Below are 17,664 nucleotides of genomic sequence, written 5' to 3'. Positions count from 1 at the left end.
CCTAAAGGCCCAGGCGGTCCGCCGCCTCCTCGCCGATCGCCATCGACGAGGTCAGGCCAGGACTTTCGATGCCGAACAGGGCCACCAGCCCGGCGATCCCGTGTACGTCGGCCCCGTCGATGCGGAAGTCCGGCTGCGGCTCGCCCGGGCCGTGCAGCTTGGGGCGGACGCCCGCGTAGTCTGGCGCCAGGGCTCCGTCTGGCAGTCCCGGCCAGAACTTGCGGATGTAGCGGTAGAAGCCCTCCGCCGCGGCCGGATCGACGGTGTAGTCCGGCTCGTCCACGAAATTCAGGTCCGGCCCGAATACCGCTTGGCCGCCGAGGTCGCGGCGATAATGGGTGCCCAGGGCGCCCGGGATCGGCGGCGGGTAGATCAGCCGGGCGAACGGCGCCTTGCCCTGCAGCCGGAAGTACATGCCCTTGCCGTAGTGGGCCTCCGGGATCTGCTCGCTCGGGAAGCCCTCGATGTGCGCCGCCACGCCCTGGGCCGACAGACCCGGCGCCGTCACTAGGTAGCGGCAGGTCAGCGTCGCGGGCTCGGCGCCGCCCGCCCGCACAGAAAAGCCGCCGCCGTCCAGAGGAGTCGCCCCCTCGAACGGCGTCGACAGCACCACGGCCCCGCCGGCGCCCTCGATCTCGCCCTGCAGGGCCAGCATGTAGCCGTGGCTGTCGAACACCCCGCTCTGCGGCGACAGCAGCGCCGCCACGCAGGCCAGCTCCGGCTCCATCGCCAGCGCCTCGGCCCTGGACAGCCTGCACATGCCCTCGACGTCGTTGGTCCGCGCCTGTTCGAGGATGGCGTCCAGCCGCTCGACCTCGTCCGCCGCCGTGGCCACCACCAGCTTGCCGCAGCGGTCGTAGGCCACATGATGGGCGTCCAGGAACGCGTACAGCATCCGCCGGCCGGTCACGCACAGCCGCGCCTTCAGCGAGCCGGTCGCATAGTAGAGCCCGCCGTGGATCACCTCGGAGTTGCGTGAGGAGACGCCCTGGCCGATAGCCGCGTCCTGTTCGAGCACCGCGACGGCGAGGCCCCGCCGGCTCAGGGCGTAGCCACAGGCTAGCCCCACGGCGCCCGCGCCCACGACCACCGCATCGAAATCGAATTCGGCCATACGAGCGGCCTAACGCGCGAAGCGGCGCTTGGGAACCGTCACCGTTCCTGGAAGCAGAGCCGCACCGTCTCGCGGAACATCATCGCCTGCTTGCCGATGGCTCGGTCGTCCTGCAGCGCCTTGGCCAGGGTCATGCCGCCGTAGGTCAGGGTCAGCAGGCTGTCGGCCAGGTCGGCGAGCTCGACCTTGGCCTTCAGCGGATAGACGGCGGCGATCTCCTCCAGCCAGGCGAGGAACAGGCCGCGCCAGGCCTTGACGCTGTCCACCGTCATCTTCCGCGTGGCGCCGTCCCAGATCAGGTCCTGGAAGGTGATGGTCGCCACCATGCAGCCCGGGTGGTCGTCGACCAGCTCGTCCATCGCCTCGGCGTAGAACTTCAGGAAGATCAGGAAGCTGTGGAGCGAGTCGTCCGACAGCTCCCGGGCCCGCTTGGCCATGTCGTCGAGGAACGTCTGGTTGCGGTCGATGTAGCGCTCGACCAGCTGGCGGGCGAGGTCGGCCTTGTCCTTGAAGTGGTAGAAGAAGCCGCTCTTGGTGATGCCCGCGGCCTCGACCAGCTCTTCGATGGAGGTGGCGCCGAAACCCTTCCGGATGACCGCGTCCTGCGCCAGGTCCAGCAGCCGCTCGCGCGTCCGCTCGCCCTTGGTGCGGGGCTCGGACTGTACTTCCGGTACAGTTTTCAGGTCTCCGGCGCCGTCCACGGCGAGCTCTCCCCCTTGGGACGCAGGCTAGTCATTTCAAAAATAACGCAAATCGGCGAACGATGCGAACCGACCGCACGCCCGCTAGAGCGCACCTGACGATCGAAATATTCCTCCCCGCCCAAAGCGAGGAGAAAAGATCATGTCGGTCAGAGACCATCACGGGTTGGAATTGTCCGGCGCCAGCCAGGCAGCCGCTGAAAAATTCCAGCAGGCGCTGCACGCCTACTACTGCTTCTACGGCGACGGCCTTGGCCTCGTCGACGAGGCCATCGCGGACAGCCCGCGCTTCGTCATGGCCCATGTGCTGAAGGCCTACATGACGCTCATCGGCGAGAACAGCGAGACCGCCATGCTGGGCGTGGCCGCGTTCGAGACCGCAAAGGACCTCAACGCCAACAGCCGCGAGCTCGGCCATCTGGCGGCGCTCGGCAGCCTGCTGGCCGGCGAGGTCCGCGGCGCCGCCCGCATCCTGGAGGACGTCGCCGTCAGCCATCCGCGCGACGTGCTGGCGCTGCAGGCGGGCCAGACCTTCGACTTCCTGCTGGGCGATTCCCGCATGCTGCGCGACCGCATCACCCGGGCCCTGCCGGCTTGGTCCGACGGCATGCCCGACCATCACGCCATCCTCGGCATGCTGTCGTTCGGCTACGAGGAGACGGGCCTCTACGCCCAGGCCGAAGCCTGCGGCCGCCGCGCGATCGAGCTCGAACCCACCAACAACTGGGCCCAGCACGGCGTCGCCCACGTGCTGGAGATGCAGGACCGCCGCCGCGAAGGCGTCTCGTGGATGACCCGCGAGAACACCGCCTGGCAGCCGGAAAGCCAGCTCGCCGTCCACAACTGGTGGCATCTGGCGCTCTTCCACCTGGGCCTCGGCGAGGTTTCGGAGGTGCTGCGCCTGTTCGACGGGCCGATCTTCGGCCAGCCGTCGAACCGCGCCTTCGACATGCTGGACGCCGCCGCCATGCTGTGGCGCCTCGACATGCTGGGCGTCGACGTGGGCGGTCGCTGGGCGACCGTCGCCGGTACCTTCGCCACCGAGCCGCACGGCGCCTCGGCGTTCGTCGACAGCCACGCGGTCATGGCCTACGCCAAGGCCGGCCGAATGGACGAAGCGCGGATGGTGGTCGAGGCCCAGGACGCGGCGATCGCCGGTCCGGGCGACAACGCCTACTTCGCCCGCGAGGTCGGCAAGCCGCTGTGCCAGGCCTATCTCGCCTTCGCCAACGGCGACTACGCCAAGGCGACCGAGCTGCTCCGCGGCGTCCGCAACCGCTCGGCCCGCTTCGGCGGCAGCCACGCTCAGCGCGACGTCATCGACCTGACCCTTATCGAAGCGGCCCGGCGCTCGGGCGACCTCGCCCTGGCCGGGGCGCTCGAAGCCGAACGCGCCCACGCCCTCCCCGTGGCAGACGGCGCTACGCGGCGTCTGGCCGCGTGACTGGCGGGCGGCGGCGCGGCCCCGCTCCGCCGCCTGTCACCTTTCCTTCCTGGGGTGGTTCGGGGGAACCACGACCTCGGCCCCTGTCGTCCGCGGCAGGGGCCGCTTTTTTGATCGCGCCGAACGCCGGGAAGGCTCTACCTTGCCGGCGATAACATTCGGGGGAGCTCCACATGCGCCACGTCCTCGCCGCCGCCGTCGCGGCCGCCGTCCTCGCCGGTCCCGCCGCCGCCCAGCAGGCGATCAAGCCGGGCGTGCCCTCGATCCTCACCTGGAGCCCCGACCAGCAGAAGGCCTGGTATCCGGCGATCGAGACCGTCTACCGCACCGCCACGGTGAAGGCCGGCGGCAAGGCCCGGCCGCTCCCGAAAGCCCCCCGCCAACTGCCGGACGCCCTCTCCGACGCCTACATGGCTGAGAACAACGTCTCGGGCTTCCTGGTCCTCAAGGACGGCAAGGTCCTGGCCGAACGCTACGGCCTGGGTCGCAAGCCGCAGGACCGCTGGACCAGCTTCTCGGTGGCCAAGTCCCTGACTTCCACCCTCGTCGGCGCGGCCATCGCCGACGGCAAGATCGCCGGGACCGACGCGCTCGTCACCAACTACATCCCCGAGCTGAAGGGCTCCGGCTACGACGGCGTCACCGTCCGCCAGCTCTTGATGATGAGCTCGGGCGTCCGCTGGAACGAGGATTACACCGACCCGAACTCCGACGTCGCCCGCGCCGGAAGCGCGATCACCGAGCCTGGCGTCAACCCGCTGGTCAGCTACATGCGCAAGCTGCCCCGCGCCAACGAGCCCGGGACCAAGTTCACCTACAACACCGGCGAAACCGACCTCGTGGGCGTGCTGGTCTCCAAGGCCGTCGGCAAGAGCCTGTCGGAATACGCCTCCGAGAAGATCTGGAAGCCCTACGGCATGGAGCGCGACGCCGTCTGGGTCACCGATCTGGCCGGCCACGAGCGCGGCGGCTGCTGCATCTCCATGACGCTCCGCGACTATGGCCGCCTGGGCCAGTTCCTGTTGGAGGGCGGCAAGGCGGGCGGCAAGCAGGTGATCCCGCCGCAGTTCCTCAGCGAAGCCACCACGCCCCAGATCAAGAACGGCGCCCCCGAGCGCGGCTACGGCTACTTCTGGTGGATGCCCAACAGCGGCGCCTTCGAAGGTCGCGGCATCTTCGGCCAGTCGGTGACGGTCTTCCCGGAAGACCGCCTCGTCATCGTCCTCAACGCCGCCTGGCCCGAAGCCACCAAGCGCGAACGCTCGATGGCCCGGACGGCGTTCATCAACGCGGTGCGGGAGGCGGCGAACGGGCTGTAGATGTTCTCTTTTTGTTCTTGACTCCTAGCCTCTGCCGTGAGATGATGATGCTCGCGGCGACTGCGCGCGGGCTGAGCCGTCAACAGACGATAAGGAGATGTGGTGGCAGGCTCCGGCTCTTATTCCCGCGGCGAGCAGCCGCGTTCTGTTCCTGACCCTGATGAGGCGTCTTACAACGCAATGCTGGCGAAGCAGCGCGCTATGAATGCCGCGCGAGAGGCTGAGGAATTCGTGCGCCGTAAGGCCATCCAGTCTGGGCAGGCGCTTCGTCGCTTCGATGAACATCTGGATAGCCATCCCGGCACCGCCGAGTCGCTGATCCCTGTGTGGGGATCCGCGCGAGAGGCGATTGCGGATGCGCGAGAAGGCGATGTGGTCGGAGCGACTATTAACGGAGTAGCCGCTGTAGGCGACCTCGCCGGCGGCACGGTTCTGGTAAAAGGGCTCGCGAAGGGCGGTCTAAAGTTGGCCGGGCCGCACACTTGGAAGAAGGTGCGCGAATGGATGGGTCCAGACGGCACCGGAATGCTCAAGCCTAACCAGCCGGGGCACCACTGGATGGTCGAGCGCAATAGAGGCCTGGGTAAGCACCTCCCGGATTGGCTCAAGAACCAGCCTCCAAACATCAAGCCGACGCAGAGCGCTGAGGTGCATGGTCGGCTTCACCATCGCGTCGGGGACAAGCCGCGGTTCAATACGGCCGAGCGGTTCTGGTATGGGACGCCCACCTGGTGGAAGGGAGGGCTGGCCACGGCACCCGGCCATGTCGCCGCCTCGGCGCAGGAGGAGCTGAATCCCGCTGCTCGCGATGATCGACCCAAGCGTGGTCGGAGGTAGAAGAATACTTCGCTCCCCCGCTCGAGCTCTGTCCTTCCTCCCCAGTCGGCCGAGCCATGACCACCGCGCCTGAGCTCGTGCGGACGCTGCTGCTTGCGTCGGCGGCTGCATTTTCCGGGCTGCTGGTCTTGGCCGCGTTCATTGGCGTTGTCATTCTCATCGCCCCGCGCGTCCCCAAACGGTCCCGAGCGCCCGGGCGCAAGCCACGGCTCGAGAGTGAGGATGCGGTGCGGCTGGCCCGTCGAATGCGACGAAACAAGCTTACGACGGTGCTGCTCAAGCCGGTCGCGACTCCCTCGTTCTCAAAAATCGGCGGGGCGCCCGACATGCCTACTGATTGGCCATGGCCGGAGGGGCCGGAAGGTGCCCTCCGCTTCTTCTGCCAACTCGACCTTCAGGCTGTCCGCGATGCAGGCGGTCCGGAGTGGCTGCCGCCGACCGGACGCCTCTACGTGTTCCACGACGACCGGTTCGGCGCGGCCGATCAGGTGCGTATGATGGCTGGGCCGGAAGCTGCGGTCGCGGTGCGAGAACCGCCCTCGACTTCGGCGTGGCCCTACCGAGAACGGCGCATCGCCTTCTTGGGGCGCCCGTCACTTCCCAGCTTGCACTGGCTGGATCTATCCGGGCTGGACCTGCGCGACGAGGAATTGGACGTCCTCTCGGACCTAGCTGACCTGGGCTCGGACGGCCCTGAGCACCGCCTGGGCGGCTATCCCAGCGAAATTCAGAGCGGACAGATGCAGGTGGCCTGCGAGCGGATAGCCCGAGGGTTGCCCGAATCGGGAGCCGCGGACGAGGCGGCTCGCCGCGCGGCGCGACGGTGGCGGCTGTTGCTTCAGATCGACACCGATCCAGAGCTCGGCGTGGAGTTCGGCGACGGCGGACGGCTCTACGTCTTCGTCGCCGAGCAGGACGCCAGGGTTGGCGATTTCTCCCGCACCGTCACGCTCTATCAGACCTACTAGCGGGTGCTCTCGCTAAGCTCGCGATATCGACGGCGCTCCTCCAGCGACGGCTTCTGCAAAGTCGGCGGCCCGTAGCGGTTTGGCCGCGCGCCATCATGTGCCTGCGCAACTGCGTATAGCCCGATGTGACAGCAGACGACGGCCACGACGAATGAGAGCCACAGGAGCCAGACGGGTGGAATGACGCCGAACGCCGGCAAGGTGATCCAAGTCACGAGGAGGATCGTCGGTCCGCCCATCCACCAGAACGCGTGGTGGGCGGCGTAGTCCTCATCGTGGGCGCGGCGCACCGCTACGGGCCACATCACCAGCGTGGCGAGCCACAGGACTCCGACGGCGGCGAGACGCAGCCCGTTGGGAACGCCGTCGAACGCCAGCAGCGCGACCGCGGGAGCCGAGAGAAGCGAGCAGTAGAGCGCCGCTCGCACGTACTCGCCGTTGCTGGCGCGCCCGCGCGGATCAAACCATCCGAACATCCGCAGCTCCCGTTTGGAGTTCCGCTGTTGCTCTCGCCGAGCAAGGCCCTTGGCGCAACCCACCCTAGCGCGGCAGCGCCTTCGTCCCTGCGATCCGGAACTCGGCCTTGCCGCCCGGCGGCTGGGCGAGACCCGGGCGCGACACCGGCTGGCCGCCGCCGACCCAGACCTGCACCACGCCCGGCTCGATCCGGCGCTTACCCTTGGCGTCGACCGTGCTCAGCGCCCGGTCGGCCAGGGTAAAGCTGACAGTCCTGGCCTCGCCGCGCTTCAGGTGGATACGCTGGAAGCCCTTCAGCGCGCGGATCGCGCCCTTGCCGGGATGCGTGACGTACAGTTGCACGACCTCGTCGGCGTCGCGGTCGCCCACGTTCCGCACCTCAGTCGTGACGGTCACCGAGCCGTCGGCCCTCACCTCCGGCGCGCTCACCTTGACCGGCCCATAGGCGAACCGGCTGTAGCTCAGGCCATGGCCGAACGGATACAGCGCCTCGCCCTGGAAGTAGCGGTAGGTGCGGCCCTTCATGGCGTAGTCGTTGAACGCCGGCAGGTCCTTTTCCGAGCGGTAGAAGGTCACCGGCAGGCGGCCCGCCGGGCTGTAGTCGCCGGCCAGCAGCTGCGCCACCGCATGGCCGCCCTGCTCGCCCGGGTACCAGGCCTCGACGATGGCGGGCACGTTCTGGTCGGCCCAGTTCACCGAAAGCGCGCTGCCGTTCATCAACACCAGCACCGTAGGCGTGCCGGTGGCGTGCACCCGTTCCAGCAGCTTCTGCTGCGGCGCCGGCAGGTCCAGGCTGGTGCGGTCGCCGCCGGCGAAGCCCGGGACCTCCAGCTTCATCTCCTCGCCTTCGACGCGCGCGGTCAGGCCGCCCACGAAGACGACCAGGTCCGCCGCCTTGGCCGCCGCCACCGCGTCGCTCCCGTCGAAGCTGGGCAGGCTCCAGATCAGCCGTTGGCGGCCCTTCACGCCGCGCTGGAAGCCCTCCACGCGGATCGGATAGCGCTTGCCGGCCTCCAGCCGAATGCCGCCGTCGAGGATCGAGGGCGCGTCGCCCACGCCGAACTCCTCGACCACGGGCTTACCGTCGACGAACACGCGATAGCCGTTGTCGCTGGCGAACCGGAACCGGTATTCGCCGCTCTCCGGCGCGGTGATGAACCCCGTCCAGCGGGCGGAGCTCTGCCGGTCGCCCGTCCAGTCGAAGGCCGCGTTGGCCACCGTCTTCGTCTCCACAGGCGCGCCTTCCAGCGCCACGCCGTTGAAGGTCTCCTGCTTCAGGCCCTTGGTGTTGCACGCCGCGTCGACGCAGAACGCCGCGTCCGGCACGGGGGCGGTGGCCGGCCCCACGAGGCCCGTACCCTCGACGAACACGACCTCCGCCTTCGGGAAGCGCGCCTTGATCCCCGACAGCACCGTCACCGGCTCGCGCGGCGTGCCGTAGTAGTTGCCGATCAGGGCGTCGAGGCTGTCGGCGTTCGGCCCGATCACCGCGATGCGGCGCGGCTCGCCGTTCAGCGGCAGCAGGCCGTCGTTCTTGAGCAGCACCATCGAGGCCTGGGCCATCTTCAGCGCCTGCTCGCGGTGGGCCGGGGCGCCGTTCTGCTCGGGCCCGATCTTCGAGAACGGGACCATCTCCGGCGGATCGAACAAGCCCAGGCGGATGCGGTCGGCGAACAGGCGGGTCAGCGCCTGGTCCAGCACCGCCTGCTTCAGCATGCCCTTCCTCACCGCGCCGACGATGGCGTCGGCTTCCATGTTCCAGTCGGCGCGGTAGTCGCCGCACACCAGGTCCATGCCGGCGCCCATCGAGCGGACGATGCCTTCCTCGGCCGTTTTCGTGTAGGCGAGGCTGTCCGGGCGATAGACGTTGGCCGCCGCGCCGCAGTCCGAGACCACGTGCCCCTTGAACCCCCAGTCGCGCCGCAGCCGCGCGCCCAGCAGATCCGGATCGGCGCAGGCGGGCACGCCGTCGATGGCGTTGTAGGCGCACATGATCGCCTGCACCTTGCCCTCGGTCACCGTCTGCCGGAACGCCGGCATGTAGGTGTCCTCGACGTCATAGGCGCTGGGGTGCACGTCCTCCCGGTGGCGGTTCGACTCGGGCCCGGAGTGCACGGCGTAGTGCTTCGAGGTGGCGATCGTCTTGAAGTACTTCGGATCGTTCCCCTGCAAGCCGCGGATGAAGGCCACGCCCATGGTCCCCGTCAGGTGCGGGTCCTCGCCATAGGTCTCCTGGCCCCGGCCCCAGCGCGGGTCGCGGAAGATGTTGATGTTGGGCGACCACACGGTCAGGCCCCGGTACCACTCGGTCCCGCCGTCCGGCCCCACGCGCTCGGCGTACTTGGCCCGGAACTCGGTGGAGATCACGTCCGCCGTCTGCTGCATCAGCGGCGCATCCCACGTCGCCGCCATGCCGATGGCCTGCGGGAAGACGGTGGCGAAGCCGGCCCGGGCCACGCCGTGCAGGCCCTCGTTCCACCAGTTGTATTTCGGCACGCCCAGCCGCGGGATCGCCGGCGCGTCGTGCCCGATCTGCTTGGCCTTCTCCTCCAGCGTCATGCGCGCCACGAGGTCGGCCGCGCGCTGCTCCACGCTCAGCTGCGGATTGCGGTAGGGGAAGGTCTTCCAGTCGACGGCCTGGGGCTGGATCCGGATCGGGGTTCGATCTTGAGCTTGAGCGGCGCCGCCTAGCGCCACCGCGACCGCAACTCCGCACAGCAGCGTGCGCTTCCAGCCCATCGACGTCCTCCAGAGTCTTGCTTGTTGGTCTGACCTTAGCAGCGGATTGATAGCGCTACCAGACCCCTGCAGCGCCTCCGTTGAGCTTTAGCCCGACTTGGCCGTTCAGCAGCCCATGACTCCGCGCACCGCCCTCCTCGTCCGCCACGGCGGCAAGCCGTCCGGATGGGTGAAGCCCGTCACTCAGCGGCTGGCCCAGGCTGGCATCGCCGTGCGGGACTTCCCGACGAGATCGCCCGAGGCCTGCCGCGCGGCCATCGCCGGCGAGGGCGCGACCTGCGATCTCGTCATCGTGGCGGGCGGCGACGGCACGCTCTCGGGCGCAGCGCCGGCGCTGATCGAGGCCGGCAAGCCGATGGGGGTGCTGCCGCTGGGCACGGCCAACGACCTCGCCCGCACCCTGGCCCTGCCACTGGACCCGCTCCGCGCCGCCGACGTCATCGCCGCGGGCCGAACCCGACGCATCGACCTCGGGCTGGCCAACAGCCACCCGTTCTTCAACGTCGCCAGCATAGGCCTCGCCGCCGACATGGCCGACGCGCTGCAGGCTCGCGAGAAGCGAGCGCTGGGCCGCTTCGCCTACGCCATGGCGGCCGCCCGCGTCCTGCTGCGCGCCCGCCAGTTCCACGCGCACGTGGAGGTGGGCGACTGCACGCTCCACACCCACAGCTACCAGATCGCCGTCGGCAATGGCCGCTACCACGGCGGCGGCGTGGCCGTGCGCGAGGACGCCGAGATCGATGACGGCAAGCTGATGCTCTATTCGCTCGAGCCCGGCAGCCTCTGGAAGGTGGCGTTGCTCGCCCCTCTGTTTCGCCGCGGTCAGCACGTCCGCTGGGACGAGGTGCGCACCGCCACCGGCGTGGCCATGACGATCCGCACCGACCGGCCGATGCCGGTCAACCTCGACGGCGACCTGGCGACCTCCACCCCGCTCGAGCTGGGCGTCCTGCCGGAGGCGATCGAGGTGTTCGCGCCCTAGGCGGTCGCCAGCTCCCGCTCGCCCGCCTTCTCCCACTGGGCCCACAGGCGCTTGGCCTCGGCCTTGGCGGGGCCGACGGAGGCGTCCTTCACGTGGCCGAAGCCGCGGATCTGTTGCGGGACCGCCGCGATCTTCACCGCGGTGGGCAGCCGCTCCTTGGACAGGCCGTCCACCAGGCGATCGACCTGGGCCTCGAAGTCCGTGACCAGCTCGCGCTCCATCTTGCGCTCGGCCGTGTAGCCGAAGACGTCCAGCGGCGTGCCGCGCAGCCCCTTCAGCTTGGCGAGCGTCGGGAACACCAAATCCAGGGTCCAGCCGGGGAAGGCCATCTTCTTCGGCTTGCCGTCGGGACCCTTGCGGGCCAGCAGAGGCGGGGCGAGCCAGACCTTGGCCTTGCCGCCCTTGAAGCTCTCGGCGCGGTAGGCGGCGAAGCGGCTGTCGGAGTGCAGGCGCGCGACCTCGTACTCGTCCTTGTAGGCCATCAGCTTGTAGAGGCTGATCGCGACGGCCCGCGTCAGAGCGTCCGAGCCCAGCGGCGCCTCGGCCGCGGCCACCTTCTGCACCCGCTCCAGGTAGCGGCGCGCATAGCCCTCGTTCTGATACAGACGCAGCTCGTTCGCACGGTGCGCAATCAGGTCTTCGACCGGCATGGTCTCGGGCGTCGGCACGTCGTCTTCGCGCGGCCCGCGCGCCTGCGGATCGTGCGCCGCCTTCCGACCCAGTTCGAAGGCCTGCAGGTTCTCTTCCGCCTGCACCCCGTTCAGCCGGATGGCCCGGTAAAGGGCGCGGCTGGAGACCGGGATGACGCCCTTCTGCCAGGCGAAGCCCAGCATGATCATGTTGGCGTAGATCGCATCGCCCAGGTTGCTCTCGGCCAGGTGCTGGGCCGGCGCGGAGTCGTAGCTCTTCACCGCCGCGGCGATGCGGCGGGCCTGCGCGTCGGCGTCGAAGCGCACGTCGCGGTCGGTGATGAAATCGGCGGTCGGCGAGAAGTCGGCGTTGCCCACCGCCACGGTGCGGTCCTTGGCGTAGAGCGACAGGGCGTCGGCGCCCGCCGCGACCAGCAGGTCGCAGGCGATCAGCACGTGGGCCGAAGCCGCCGGCACCCGGCCGCCGATGACCGTCTCCTCCGTCTCGCCGATGCGGACGTGGCTGAACACCGCGCCGCCCTTCTGGGCGAGGCCGGTCATGTCGACCACCGAAGCCGAGCGGCCGTCCACGTGGGCCGCCATGGCGAGGATCGAGGCGACGGTCGTCACCCCCGTGCCGCCCACGCCGGTGAAGACGATGTTCTTCACGCCTGTGAAGGTTTCGAAGGTCGGGAGCGGCGTGGAGTCGGCGGTGAGCGCCGGCATGGCCTCGCGGTGGGCGTTCTCGGCGCCTTCGAGGGTGATGAACGACGGGCAGAAGCCGTCCAGGCACGAATAGTCCTGGTTGCAGGTCGACTGGTTGATCTTCCGCTTGCGGCCGAACTCGGTGTTCAGCGGCTCGACCGAGACACAGTGGCTGGTGCGCGAACAGTCGCCGCAGCCTTCGCAGACCAGCGGGTTGATCATCACCCGCATCGGCGCGGCGGCCATCTTGCCCCGCTTGCGGCGGCGGCGCTTTTCGGTGGCGCAGACCTGGTCGTAGATCAGCACGGTCGTGCCGGGCGTCTCGCGCAGCTCGCGCTGGACCTTCATCAGGTCGGCGCGCGGGAAGACATCGACGCCGGGCGCCAGGTCGCGGACGTTCTCGTAGCGCTCGGGCTCGGCGGCCACGACGACGATCTTCTGCACGCCCTCGGCGGCGAGCTGGCGGGTGATCTGCGGGACGGTGAAGCCGCTCTCGGCCTGCTGGCCGCCGGTCATGGCGACCGCGTCGTTGAACAGCAGCTTGTAGGTGATGTTCGACTTGGCCGCGACCGAAGCCCGGATCGCCAGCGAACCCGAGTGGTTGTAGGTGCCGTCGCCCAGGTTGACGAAGACGTGCTTCTCCTCGGTGAACGGTGCTGCGCCCACCCAGGTCAGGCCCTCGCCCCCCATGTGGCTGGTCAGGTCCGTCGACGGGTCGTTGAAGCTCGCCATGTAGTGGCAGCCGATGCCGGCGAGCGCACGCGAACCTTCCGGCAGGCGCGTCGAGGAATTGTGCGGACAGCCCGAGCAGAAGAAGGGCTTGCGCTGCTGGTCGCTCGACAGGGTGACGGCGGCCATGGAAGCGGCCGACACGCGGTTCAGATAGTCGTGCACCCGCTCCATGTGCGGGCCGGACGGCAGCCGGTCGGCGATGGCGAGCGCGATCTCGGCCACCGACAGGGATACGAGTTCGGACAGCAGCGGCCCGCCGTTCTCGTCGGTCTTGCCGATGATCTTCGGCCGCGCGTGGGCCGGCAGGTCGTAGAGCGCGGCGCGCGCCTGGGTCTCGATCAGCGGCCGCTTGTGCTCGATGACCATCAGGGTCTCGAGGCCGGCGGCGAAGGCGCGGATGCCGGTGGGCTCGAGCGGCCAGGGCATGCCGACCTTGTAGATGGCGACGCCCAGCGACGCGGCCTCGGCCGGGCTGATGCCCATGGCGGCGAAGGCCTCGATCACGTCCTTGTAGGCCTGGCCCTGGCAGACGATGCCCAGGCGCGGGCGGGCCGCACCCAGCATGACCCGGTCGATGCGGTTCGCGCGGGCGAAGGCCAGGGCGGCGGGGATCTTCTGGGTGCGGAGCCGGCGCTCCTTGTCCAGCGGCTGGTCCTTCAGCCGGATGCCCAGGCCGCCGGTCGGGATGCGGAAGTTCTCGGGCAGGACGAACTTGTGACGGTCGAGGCTGACGTCGATCGTCGCGCCCGAGTCCATCGTGTCGGCCAGGGCGATCAGTCCCACCCAGAGGCCCGAGAAGCGCGACATCGCATAGCCCAGGAGGCCATAGTCGAGGACCTCCTGCACGTCGGCCGGCGACAGCACCGGCATCTCGAAATCCTGGAAGGCGTATTCCGACTGCGACGGCAAGGTGGACGACTTGCACGAGTGGTCGTCGCCGGCCACCGCCAGCACGCCGCCCTTCGGGTGCACGCCCGCGAAGTTCGCATGCTTGAACGCGTCGCCGGTGCGGTCCACGCCCGGCGCCTTGCCGTACCACATGCCGAAGACGCCGTCGTAGCGCGCCCCCGGGAACAGGTTGGCCTGCTGCGAACCCCAGACGGCGGTCGCCGCGAGGTCCTCGTTGAGGCCTTCCTTGAAGGTGACCTCGGCGGCCTTCAGGTGCTTGGCCGCGCGGGCGGCCTGCTGGTCCAGCCCGCCCAGAGGCGAGCCGCGATACCCCGAAACGAAGCCCGCCGTGTTCAGGCCCGCCGCGCGGTCCAGCCGGTGCTGGTCGATCATCACCCGGAGCAGCGTCTGCACCCCGGTGATGAAGACCCGGCCCTCGGTGAGCAGAAATTTGTCGTCTAGCGTCACATCAAGGTGGCGCATCGCAATTTTCTTCCTTTCGGGCCTTCCTCCGGCCCTGCAAGATCATATAGGTTCCGAGGAATTGCTTACCAAAAGCATGCCCTGACCCAGCGGTTCCGGGGCAAGAACCACGCTTAGGACTGCCGGGAGAAGGAGGAAAAGTTGTCTGAGGCCCTCGACGCCGTGGATGCCAAGATCCTGGACCTTATCCAGCACGACGCCGGCCTTTCGGTCGCCGAGATCGCCGATCGCGTAGGACTGTCTTCCAGCCCGTGCTGGCGCAGGATCAAGCGGCTTGAGGACGCGGGCGTCATCCAGCGCCGCGTGACCATCCTCGACCGCGACAAGCTGGGCCTGGGCTTCGAGGTCTACTGCACCGTGAAGCTGTCGCTGCCGACCAAGGAGAACCTCGACGCATTCGAGACGTCGATCACCAAGCTCTCCGAAGTGGTCCAGTGCGCCACGGTCACCGGCGCCGCCGACTACGAGCTGCGCATCGTCACCCGCGACATGCACGCGTTCGACGACTTCCTTCGCGAAAAGATCCTGTCGCTGGGCCTCGTCTCCAACATCGAGAGCCGGATCGTCATAAGGTCGGTGAAGAACACCACCGCCGCGCCGCTCGGCCTCGTCAGTCCGTACGTGAGCGCGCAAGGCTAGTTTCGGAGCGCCCGCCCATGATTGAACTCGTCATCGACCAGCGTCGCAAGGATCTCGGCGGGTTCGAGGTGGGGCGCGTCCTTCCTTTTGCGAAGCGCCGCACGGTGGGGCCCTTCATCTTCTTCGACCACATGGGGCCGGTGGAGTTCGCGCCCGGCTTCCCCCGAACCGTCGACGTCCGGCCGCACCCGCACATCGGCCTCTCCACCGTCACCTATCTGTTCGACGGCGAGATCACCCATCGCGACAGCGTGGGCGTCACCCAGAAGATCCACCCCGGCGAAGTGAACTGGATGGTGGCCGGATCGGGGATCACCCACTCCGAGCGGTTCGAGACCCTCCGCGCCGAGGGCGGCAAGATGCACGGCATCCAGGCCTGGTGCGCCCTGCCCGTCGAGCGGGAGGAGATTGATCCCTCCTTCCACCATCACGGCGTCGAGGACCTGCCGACCTATGAGGGCGGCGGCATGTGGGCCCGCCTGATCGCCGGCGAGGCCTTCGGCGCCAAGGCCGCGGTGAAGACCCATTCGCCGATGTTCTACGTCCACTGGCGGCTGCAGCCGGGCGCCCAGGCGCAGCTGCCGGCCGAGTATCCCGAGCGCGCCGCCTATGTGGCCCAAGGCGTCGTCGAGGTGGACGGCCGTCAGTTCCAGGCCGGCCAGATGCTGGTGTTCCAGCCGGGCCAGCCGGTGCTGTTCACCGCTGTCACCGAGGCCATGGTCATGCTGCTAGGCGGCGAGCCCATCGGCCCGCGCTTCATCGAGTGGAACTTCGTGTCCTCCTCCAAGGAGCGGCTGGAGCAGGCGAAGGCCGACTGGAAAGCCGGCCGCATGAAGTTGCCCGACGCCGACGACAGCGAGTTCATCCCCCTGCCCGAGCCTGCGCCGCCCAATCCAATGAGCTGACAGCCCCCAATCGTTCACGTTATGTTCTTGACCTTCGCTGCTGTCGGACAGATACTTGAGCCTTGGTGACGTGCGTTCGCCGGCGCACCAGAGGACAGGAGGTGGTTGATGGCTGCGTCTGGATCTTTCGAACGCGGGGGACAGCCACGCACGGCGCCTGACGAGGATGCAGAAGCTTACGAAGCAGCGGCGCAGCAGCAGCGTGCTCACAACAGGAAGCAGCAAGCCGAACTTGACCAGAAGCAGTCGCAAAACGTTGTCCGCAGCAAGCGCCTCGGAGATCGGCTTTTCACGTTGAACAAGCCGCGTGGCGTAGGCCACCCCGGTCAGCTGGAATCTTTCATCCCGATATGGGGGGCAGCTCGAGAGGCCGCCGCCGACGGCGACGACGGCGACTATGTCGGCATGGTTCTCAACACGGGCAAGGCTGCGCTGGACGTCATCCCGATGCGGGCTGTTGCCGGAGCCGCTTCCAAGGGCATGGTCAAGAATAGCGGACCGCATGCGTGGCGGACCAAGCCCTGGGAGCGTGTGAAGGGCGCCCGGCAATGGCTGGGGGAAAAGGGCTACCTACAGGCTGGCGACCACGGCCACCATTGGGCCATTCCGCAGAACGGATGGGGCAAAGCGGTCCCTGACTGGATCAAAAACCAGCCCTGGAACATCAAGGGGCTGGATGCAGTCACCCATGGTCGCATCCACGGCCGGTACACGGTAGACGGCGTCAGACTTCCGCGGTTCAAACAAGGCGAGCGGATCTGGCATGGGACGCCGAATGCGGCCAAGGCTGCAGTCGTGACGACGCCCGGCGGTTTTGCGCGGGCCCGGGATGATCGCTGACGGCGGGCATTCGGCGGCGGGGCTGGCGGTGACTCTCGTCATGCTAGCCGCCGTCGCGACCCTCTTGGCGGTAATGTTGTTCGTACTTCGGCGGGAGCTATCGGCAGCCGCCAGCAGGAGACGACCCTCGCAGGCCTCAGCAGGATGGGCCGGCATACGGGCGCGGATGCGCCGCGCCGCCCGGCCAACGCTCTTGCTCGTTCCGGCGAGGGAACCGGGATTCTCCAAGGTCGGCGGCTTGCCGGAGCTGCCCGCGTGCGTCGGGTGGCCAACAGGCGACCTGGGCCCACGCATCTTCGTCGCGCAGATCGATCTCGCCGCCTTCCAGCCGCACGTGCAGTTGGATTGGCTGCCGTCTGAAGGACGGCTCTATGCCTTCTTCGACGAAGAGCGAAACGGCTGCCCAGACGTCGTCCGCATTCTCTACGCGCTAGAGCCCCCAGGACCTCCGGCCGAGCCGCCCCAGCCAGCGCCTAAGAAGTGGCGGTTCGAAGAGCGGCGTGTCGGCTTCATGAAGTTCAACTCGGTCCCGAGCCCGGATTGGTTCGAGGTCGACTACGCGACCTTGGGCGATCAGTTGGACGATGAGGCTTGGAGCACGTTCGAGGATTGCGACCTCGGAGAAGAGATCGAGCATCGCATCGGCGGCTATCCCACCGAGATCCAGGGCGGCCAGATGGCGCTGGAGTGCGAATACATGCGGCGCGGCCTGACGCGGGACTACAATGACGACGTGCCGGACGCGATCCGCCGCGCCGCGCGAGAATGGCGTCTGCTGCTGCAGATCGACAGCGATCCCGCACTCAACATGAACTGGTGGGACGGCGGCCGCCTCTACGTCTTCGTCCGAGCCAAGGATGCGGCGCGCGGAGACTTCTCGAAGACCGTCACCATCACCCAGACTCATTGAGCCGCCGGTTGAGCGCCATCGGCGCGCACGTTAGACCGCCGCGATGAACGTCAGCGTCTTCGACCTCTTCAAGCTGGGGGTCGGCCCCTCCAGTTCCCACACCATGGGCCCGATGACCGCAGCCTGCCGCTTCCTCGGGTGGCTGGGCGGGGCGTTGGACCGCGTCGCCCGCGTCGAGACCACCCTCTACGCCTCGCTGGCGCTGACCGGCCGCGGACACGCGACGGATCGCGCGGTGATCCTGGGCCTCGCAGGCTTCGAACCGCGGACGATGGATCCCGACGCGGCCGACCAGGCGCTGGCGCGCATCCGCGAGACGGGCCGACTGCCGCTGGGCGGCGGCCGCGAGATC

Annotated in this window: 15 protein-coding genes; 10 read left to right on the top strand and 5 right to left on the bottom strand. The window is 68.5% G+C overall.

Annotation, left to right across the window (positions count from 1 at the left end):
- Position 1: 1 nt before the first annotated feature.
- Together RIF93_RS00570 and RIF93_RS00565 are read right to left on the bottom strand one after the other, a co-directional pair.
- Positions 2-1,114 carry an NAD(P)/FAD-dependent oxidoreductase gene (locus RIF93_RS00570; RefSeq protein WP_309087393.1) on the bottom strand — a complete coding sequence of 371 codons (1,113 nt, stop codon included), beginning with the start codon at positions 1,112-1,114 and terminating at the stop codon, positions 2-4.
- Positions 1,115-1,152: 38 nt separating this feature from the next.
- Complete coding sequence (locus tag RIF93_RS00565) at positions 1,153-1,815, bottom strand: TetR/AcrR family transcriptional regulator (protein ID WP_309087391.1); 663 nt, start codon at positions 1,813-1,815, stop codon at positions 1,153-1,155.
- Between the two features lie 142 nt (positions 1,816-1,957).
- On the opposite strand from RIF93_RS00565, the gene RIF93_RS00560 reads away from it, so the two are divergent.
- The 4 genes from RIF93_RS00560 to RIF93_RS00545 all read left to right on the top strand — a co-directional run bounded on the left by RIF93_RS00560 (position 1,958) and on the right by RIF93_RS00545 (position 6,383).
- A complete protein-coding gene (locus tag RIF93_RS00560; RefSeq protein WP_309087389.1) occupies positions 1,958-3,259 on the top strand; it encodes a tetratricopeptide repeat protein in 1,302 nt (433 codons plus the stop codon).
- Between the two features lie 173 nt (positions 3,260-3,432).
- Positions 3,433-4,578 carry a serine hydrolase gene (locus tag RIF93_RS00555; RefSeq protein WP_309087387.1) on the top strand — a complete coding sequence of 382 codons (1,146 nt, stop codon included), beginning with the start codon at positions 3,433-3,435 and terminating at the stop codon, positions 4,576-4,578.
- A gap of 102 nt (positions 4,579-4,680) precedes the next feature.
- A complete protein-coding gene (locus RIF93_RS00550) occupies positions 4,681-5,415 on the top strand; it encodes a hypothetical protein (protein WP_309087385.1) in 735 nt (244 codons plus the stop codon).
- A 56-nt stretch (positions 5,416-5,471) separates the two neighbouring features.
- A complete protein-coding gene (locus RIF93_RS00545) occupies positions 5,472-6,383 on the top strand; it encodes a YwqG family protein (RefSeq protein WP_309087383.1) in 912 nt (303 codons plus the stop codon).
- Here the strand turns inward: RIF93_RS00545 and RIF93_RS00540 are convergent.
- Positions 6,380-6,859: a DUF805 domain-containing protein gene (locus RIF93_RS00540; protein WP_309087381.1), complete on the bottom strand. Its 480-nt coding sequence runs from the start codon at positions 6,857-6,859 to the stop codon at positions 6,380-6,382. The two genes, RIF93_RS00545 and RIF93_RS00540, sit on opposite strands and share 4 nt — an antisense overlap.
- 64 nt (positions 6,860-6,923) lie before the next feature.
- Positions 6,924-9,599 (bottom strand): glycoside hydrolase family 3 C-terminal domain-containing protein, encoded by a 2,676-nt coding sequence (locus RIF93_RS00535; protein ID WP_309087379.1) that lies wholly within the window; start codon positions 9,597-9,599, stop codon positions 6,924-6,926.
- A gap of 115 nt (positions 9,600-9,714) precedes the next feature.
- Between RIF93_RS00535 and RIF93_RS00530 the strand changes: the two genes are divergently transcribed.
- Positions 9,715-10,581 carry a lipid kinase gene (locus RIF93_RS00530; protein WP_309087377.1) on the top strand — a complete coding sequence of 289 codons (867 nt, stop codon included), beginning with the start codon at positions 9,715-9,717 and terminating at the stop codon, positions 10,579-10,581.
- Here RIF93_RS00530 and RIF93_RS00525 read toward each other — a convergent pair.
- Positions 10,578-14,018 carry an indolepyruvate ferredoxin oxidoreductase family protein gene (locus RIF93_RS00525; protein ID WP_309087375.1) on the bottom strand — a complete coding sequence of 1,147 codons (3,441 nt, stop codon included), beginning with the start codon at positions 14,016-14,018 and terminating at the stop codon, positions 10,578-10,580. The two genes, RIF93_RS00530 and RIF93_RS00525, sit on opposite strands and share 4 nt — an antisense overlap.
- Before the next feature lie 141 nt (positions 14,019-14,159).
- Here RIF93_RS00525 and RIF93_RS00520 point away from each other — a divergent pair, with 141 nt between their 5' ends.
- From RIF93_RS00520 to RIF93_RS00500, 5 genes are all read left to right on the top strand, one after another.
- Positions 14,160-14,657 carry an Lrp/AsnC family transcriptional regulator gene (locus RIF93_RS00520; RefSeq protein WP_309087373.1) on the top strand — a complete coding sequence of 166 codons (498 nt, stop codon included), beginning with the start codon at positions 14,160-14,162 and terminating at the stop codon, positions 14,655-14,657.
- A gap of 17 nt (positions 14,658-14,674) precedes the next feature.
- Positions 14,675-15,562: a pirin family protein gene (locus RIF93_RS00515; RefSeq protein ID WP_309087371.1), complete on the top strand. Its 888-nt coding sequence runs from the start codon at positions 14,675-14,677 to the stop codon at positions 15,560-15,562.
- A gap of 108 nt (positions 15,563-15,670) precedes the next feature.
- Positions 15,671-16,402 (top strand): hypothetical protein, encoded by a 732-nt coding sequence (locus RIF93_RS00510; protein WP_309087369.1) that lies wholly within the window; start codon positions 15,671-15,673, stop codon positions 16,400-16,402.
- Positions 16,392-17,312, top strand: coding sequence for a YwqG family protein (locus RIF93_RS00505; RefSeq protein WP_309087367.1), 921 nt, complete (start codon positions 16,392-16,394; stop codon positions 17,310-17,312). Before RIF93_RS00510 ends, RIF93_RS00505 begins: the two co-directional genes overlap by 11 nt.
- Positions 17,313-17,355: 43 nt before the next feature.
- A partial coding sequence (locus RIF93_RS00500; RefSeq protein ID WP_309087365.1) for a serine dehydratase beta chain occupies positions 17,356-17,664 on the top strand: 309 nt, incomplete at its 3' end.

This window comes from Phenylobacterium sp., from assembly GCF_031181185.1.
Lineage (GTDB): Bacteria > Pseudomonadota > Alphaproteobacteria > Caulobacterales > Caulobacteraceae > Phenylobacterium.
The sequence above is the reverse complement of the archived record's forward strand: the minus strand, read 5'-3'. Positions and strand labels throughout refer to the sequence as shown.

What these genes read in the sequence shown, in the direction of transcription:
- RIF93_RS00570 (WP_309087393.1), bottom strand. Translation starts at nt 1,114, where the DNA reads ATGGCCGAATTCGATTTCGATGCGGTGGTCGTGGGCGCGGGCGCCGTG.
- RIF93_RS00560 (WP_309087389.1), top strand. Translation starts at nt 1,958, where the DNA reads ATGTCGGTCAGAGACCATCACGGGTTGGAATTGTCCGGCGCCAGCCAG.
- RIF93_RS00555 (WP_309087387.1), top strand. Translation starts at nt 3,433, where the DNA reads ATGCGCCACGTCCTCGCCGCCGCCGTCGCGGCCGCCGTCCTCGCCGGT.
- RIF93_RS00545 (WP_309087383.1), top strand. Translation starts at nt 5,472, where the DNA reads ATGACCACCGCGCCTGAGCTCGTGCGGACGCTGCTGCTTGCGTCGGCG.
- RIF93_RS00540 (WP_309087381.1), bottom strand. Translation starts at nt 6,859, where the DNA reads ATGTTCGGATGGTTTGATCCGCGCGGGCGCGCCAGCAACGGCGAGTAC.
- RIF93_RS00535 (WP_309087379.1), bottom strand. Translation starts at nt 9,599, where the DNA reads ATGGGCTGGAAGCGCACGCTGCTGTGCGGAGTTGCGGTCGCGGTGGCG.
- RIF93_RS00530 (WP_309087377.1), top strand. Translation starts at nt 9,715, where the DNA reads ATGACTCCGCGCACCGCCCTCCTCGTCCGCCACGGCGGCAAGCCGTCC.
- RIF93_RS00525 (WP_309087375.1), bottom strand. Translation starts at nt 14,018, where the DNA reads ATGCGCCACCTTGATGTGACGCTAGACGACAAATTTCTGCTCACCGAG.
- RIF93_RS00515 (WP_309087371.1), top strand. Translation starts at nt 14,675, where the DNA reads ATGATTGAACTCGTCATCGACCAGCGTCGCAAGGATCTCGGCGGGTTC.
- RIF93_RS00510 (WP_309087369.1), top strand. Translation starts at nt 15,671, where the DNA reads ATGGCTGCGTCTGGATCTTTCGAACGCGGGGGACAGCCACGCACGGCG.
- RIF93_RS00505 (WP_309087367.1), top strand. Translation starts at nt 16,392, where the DNA reads ATGATCGCTGACGGCGGGCATTCGGCGGCGGGGCTGGCGGTGACTCTC.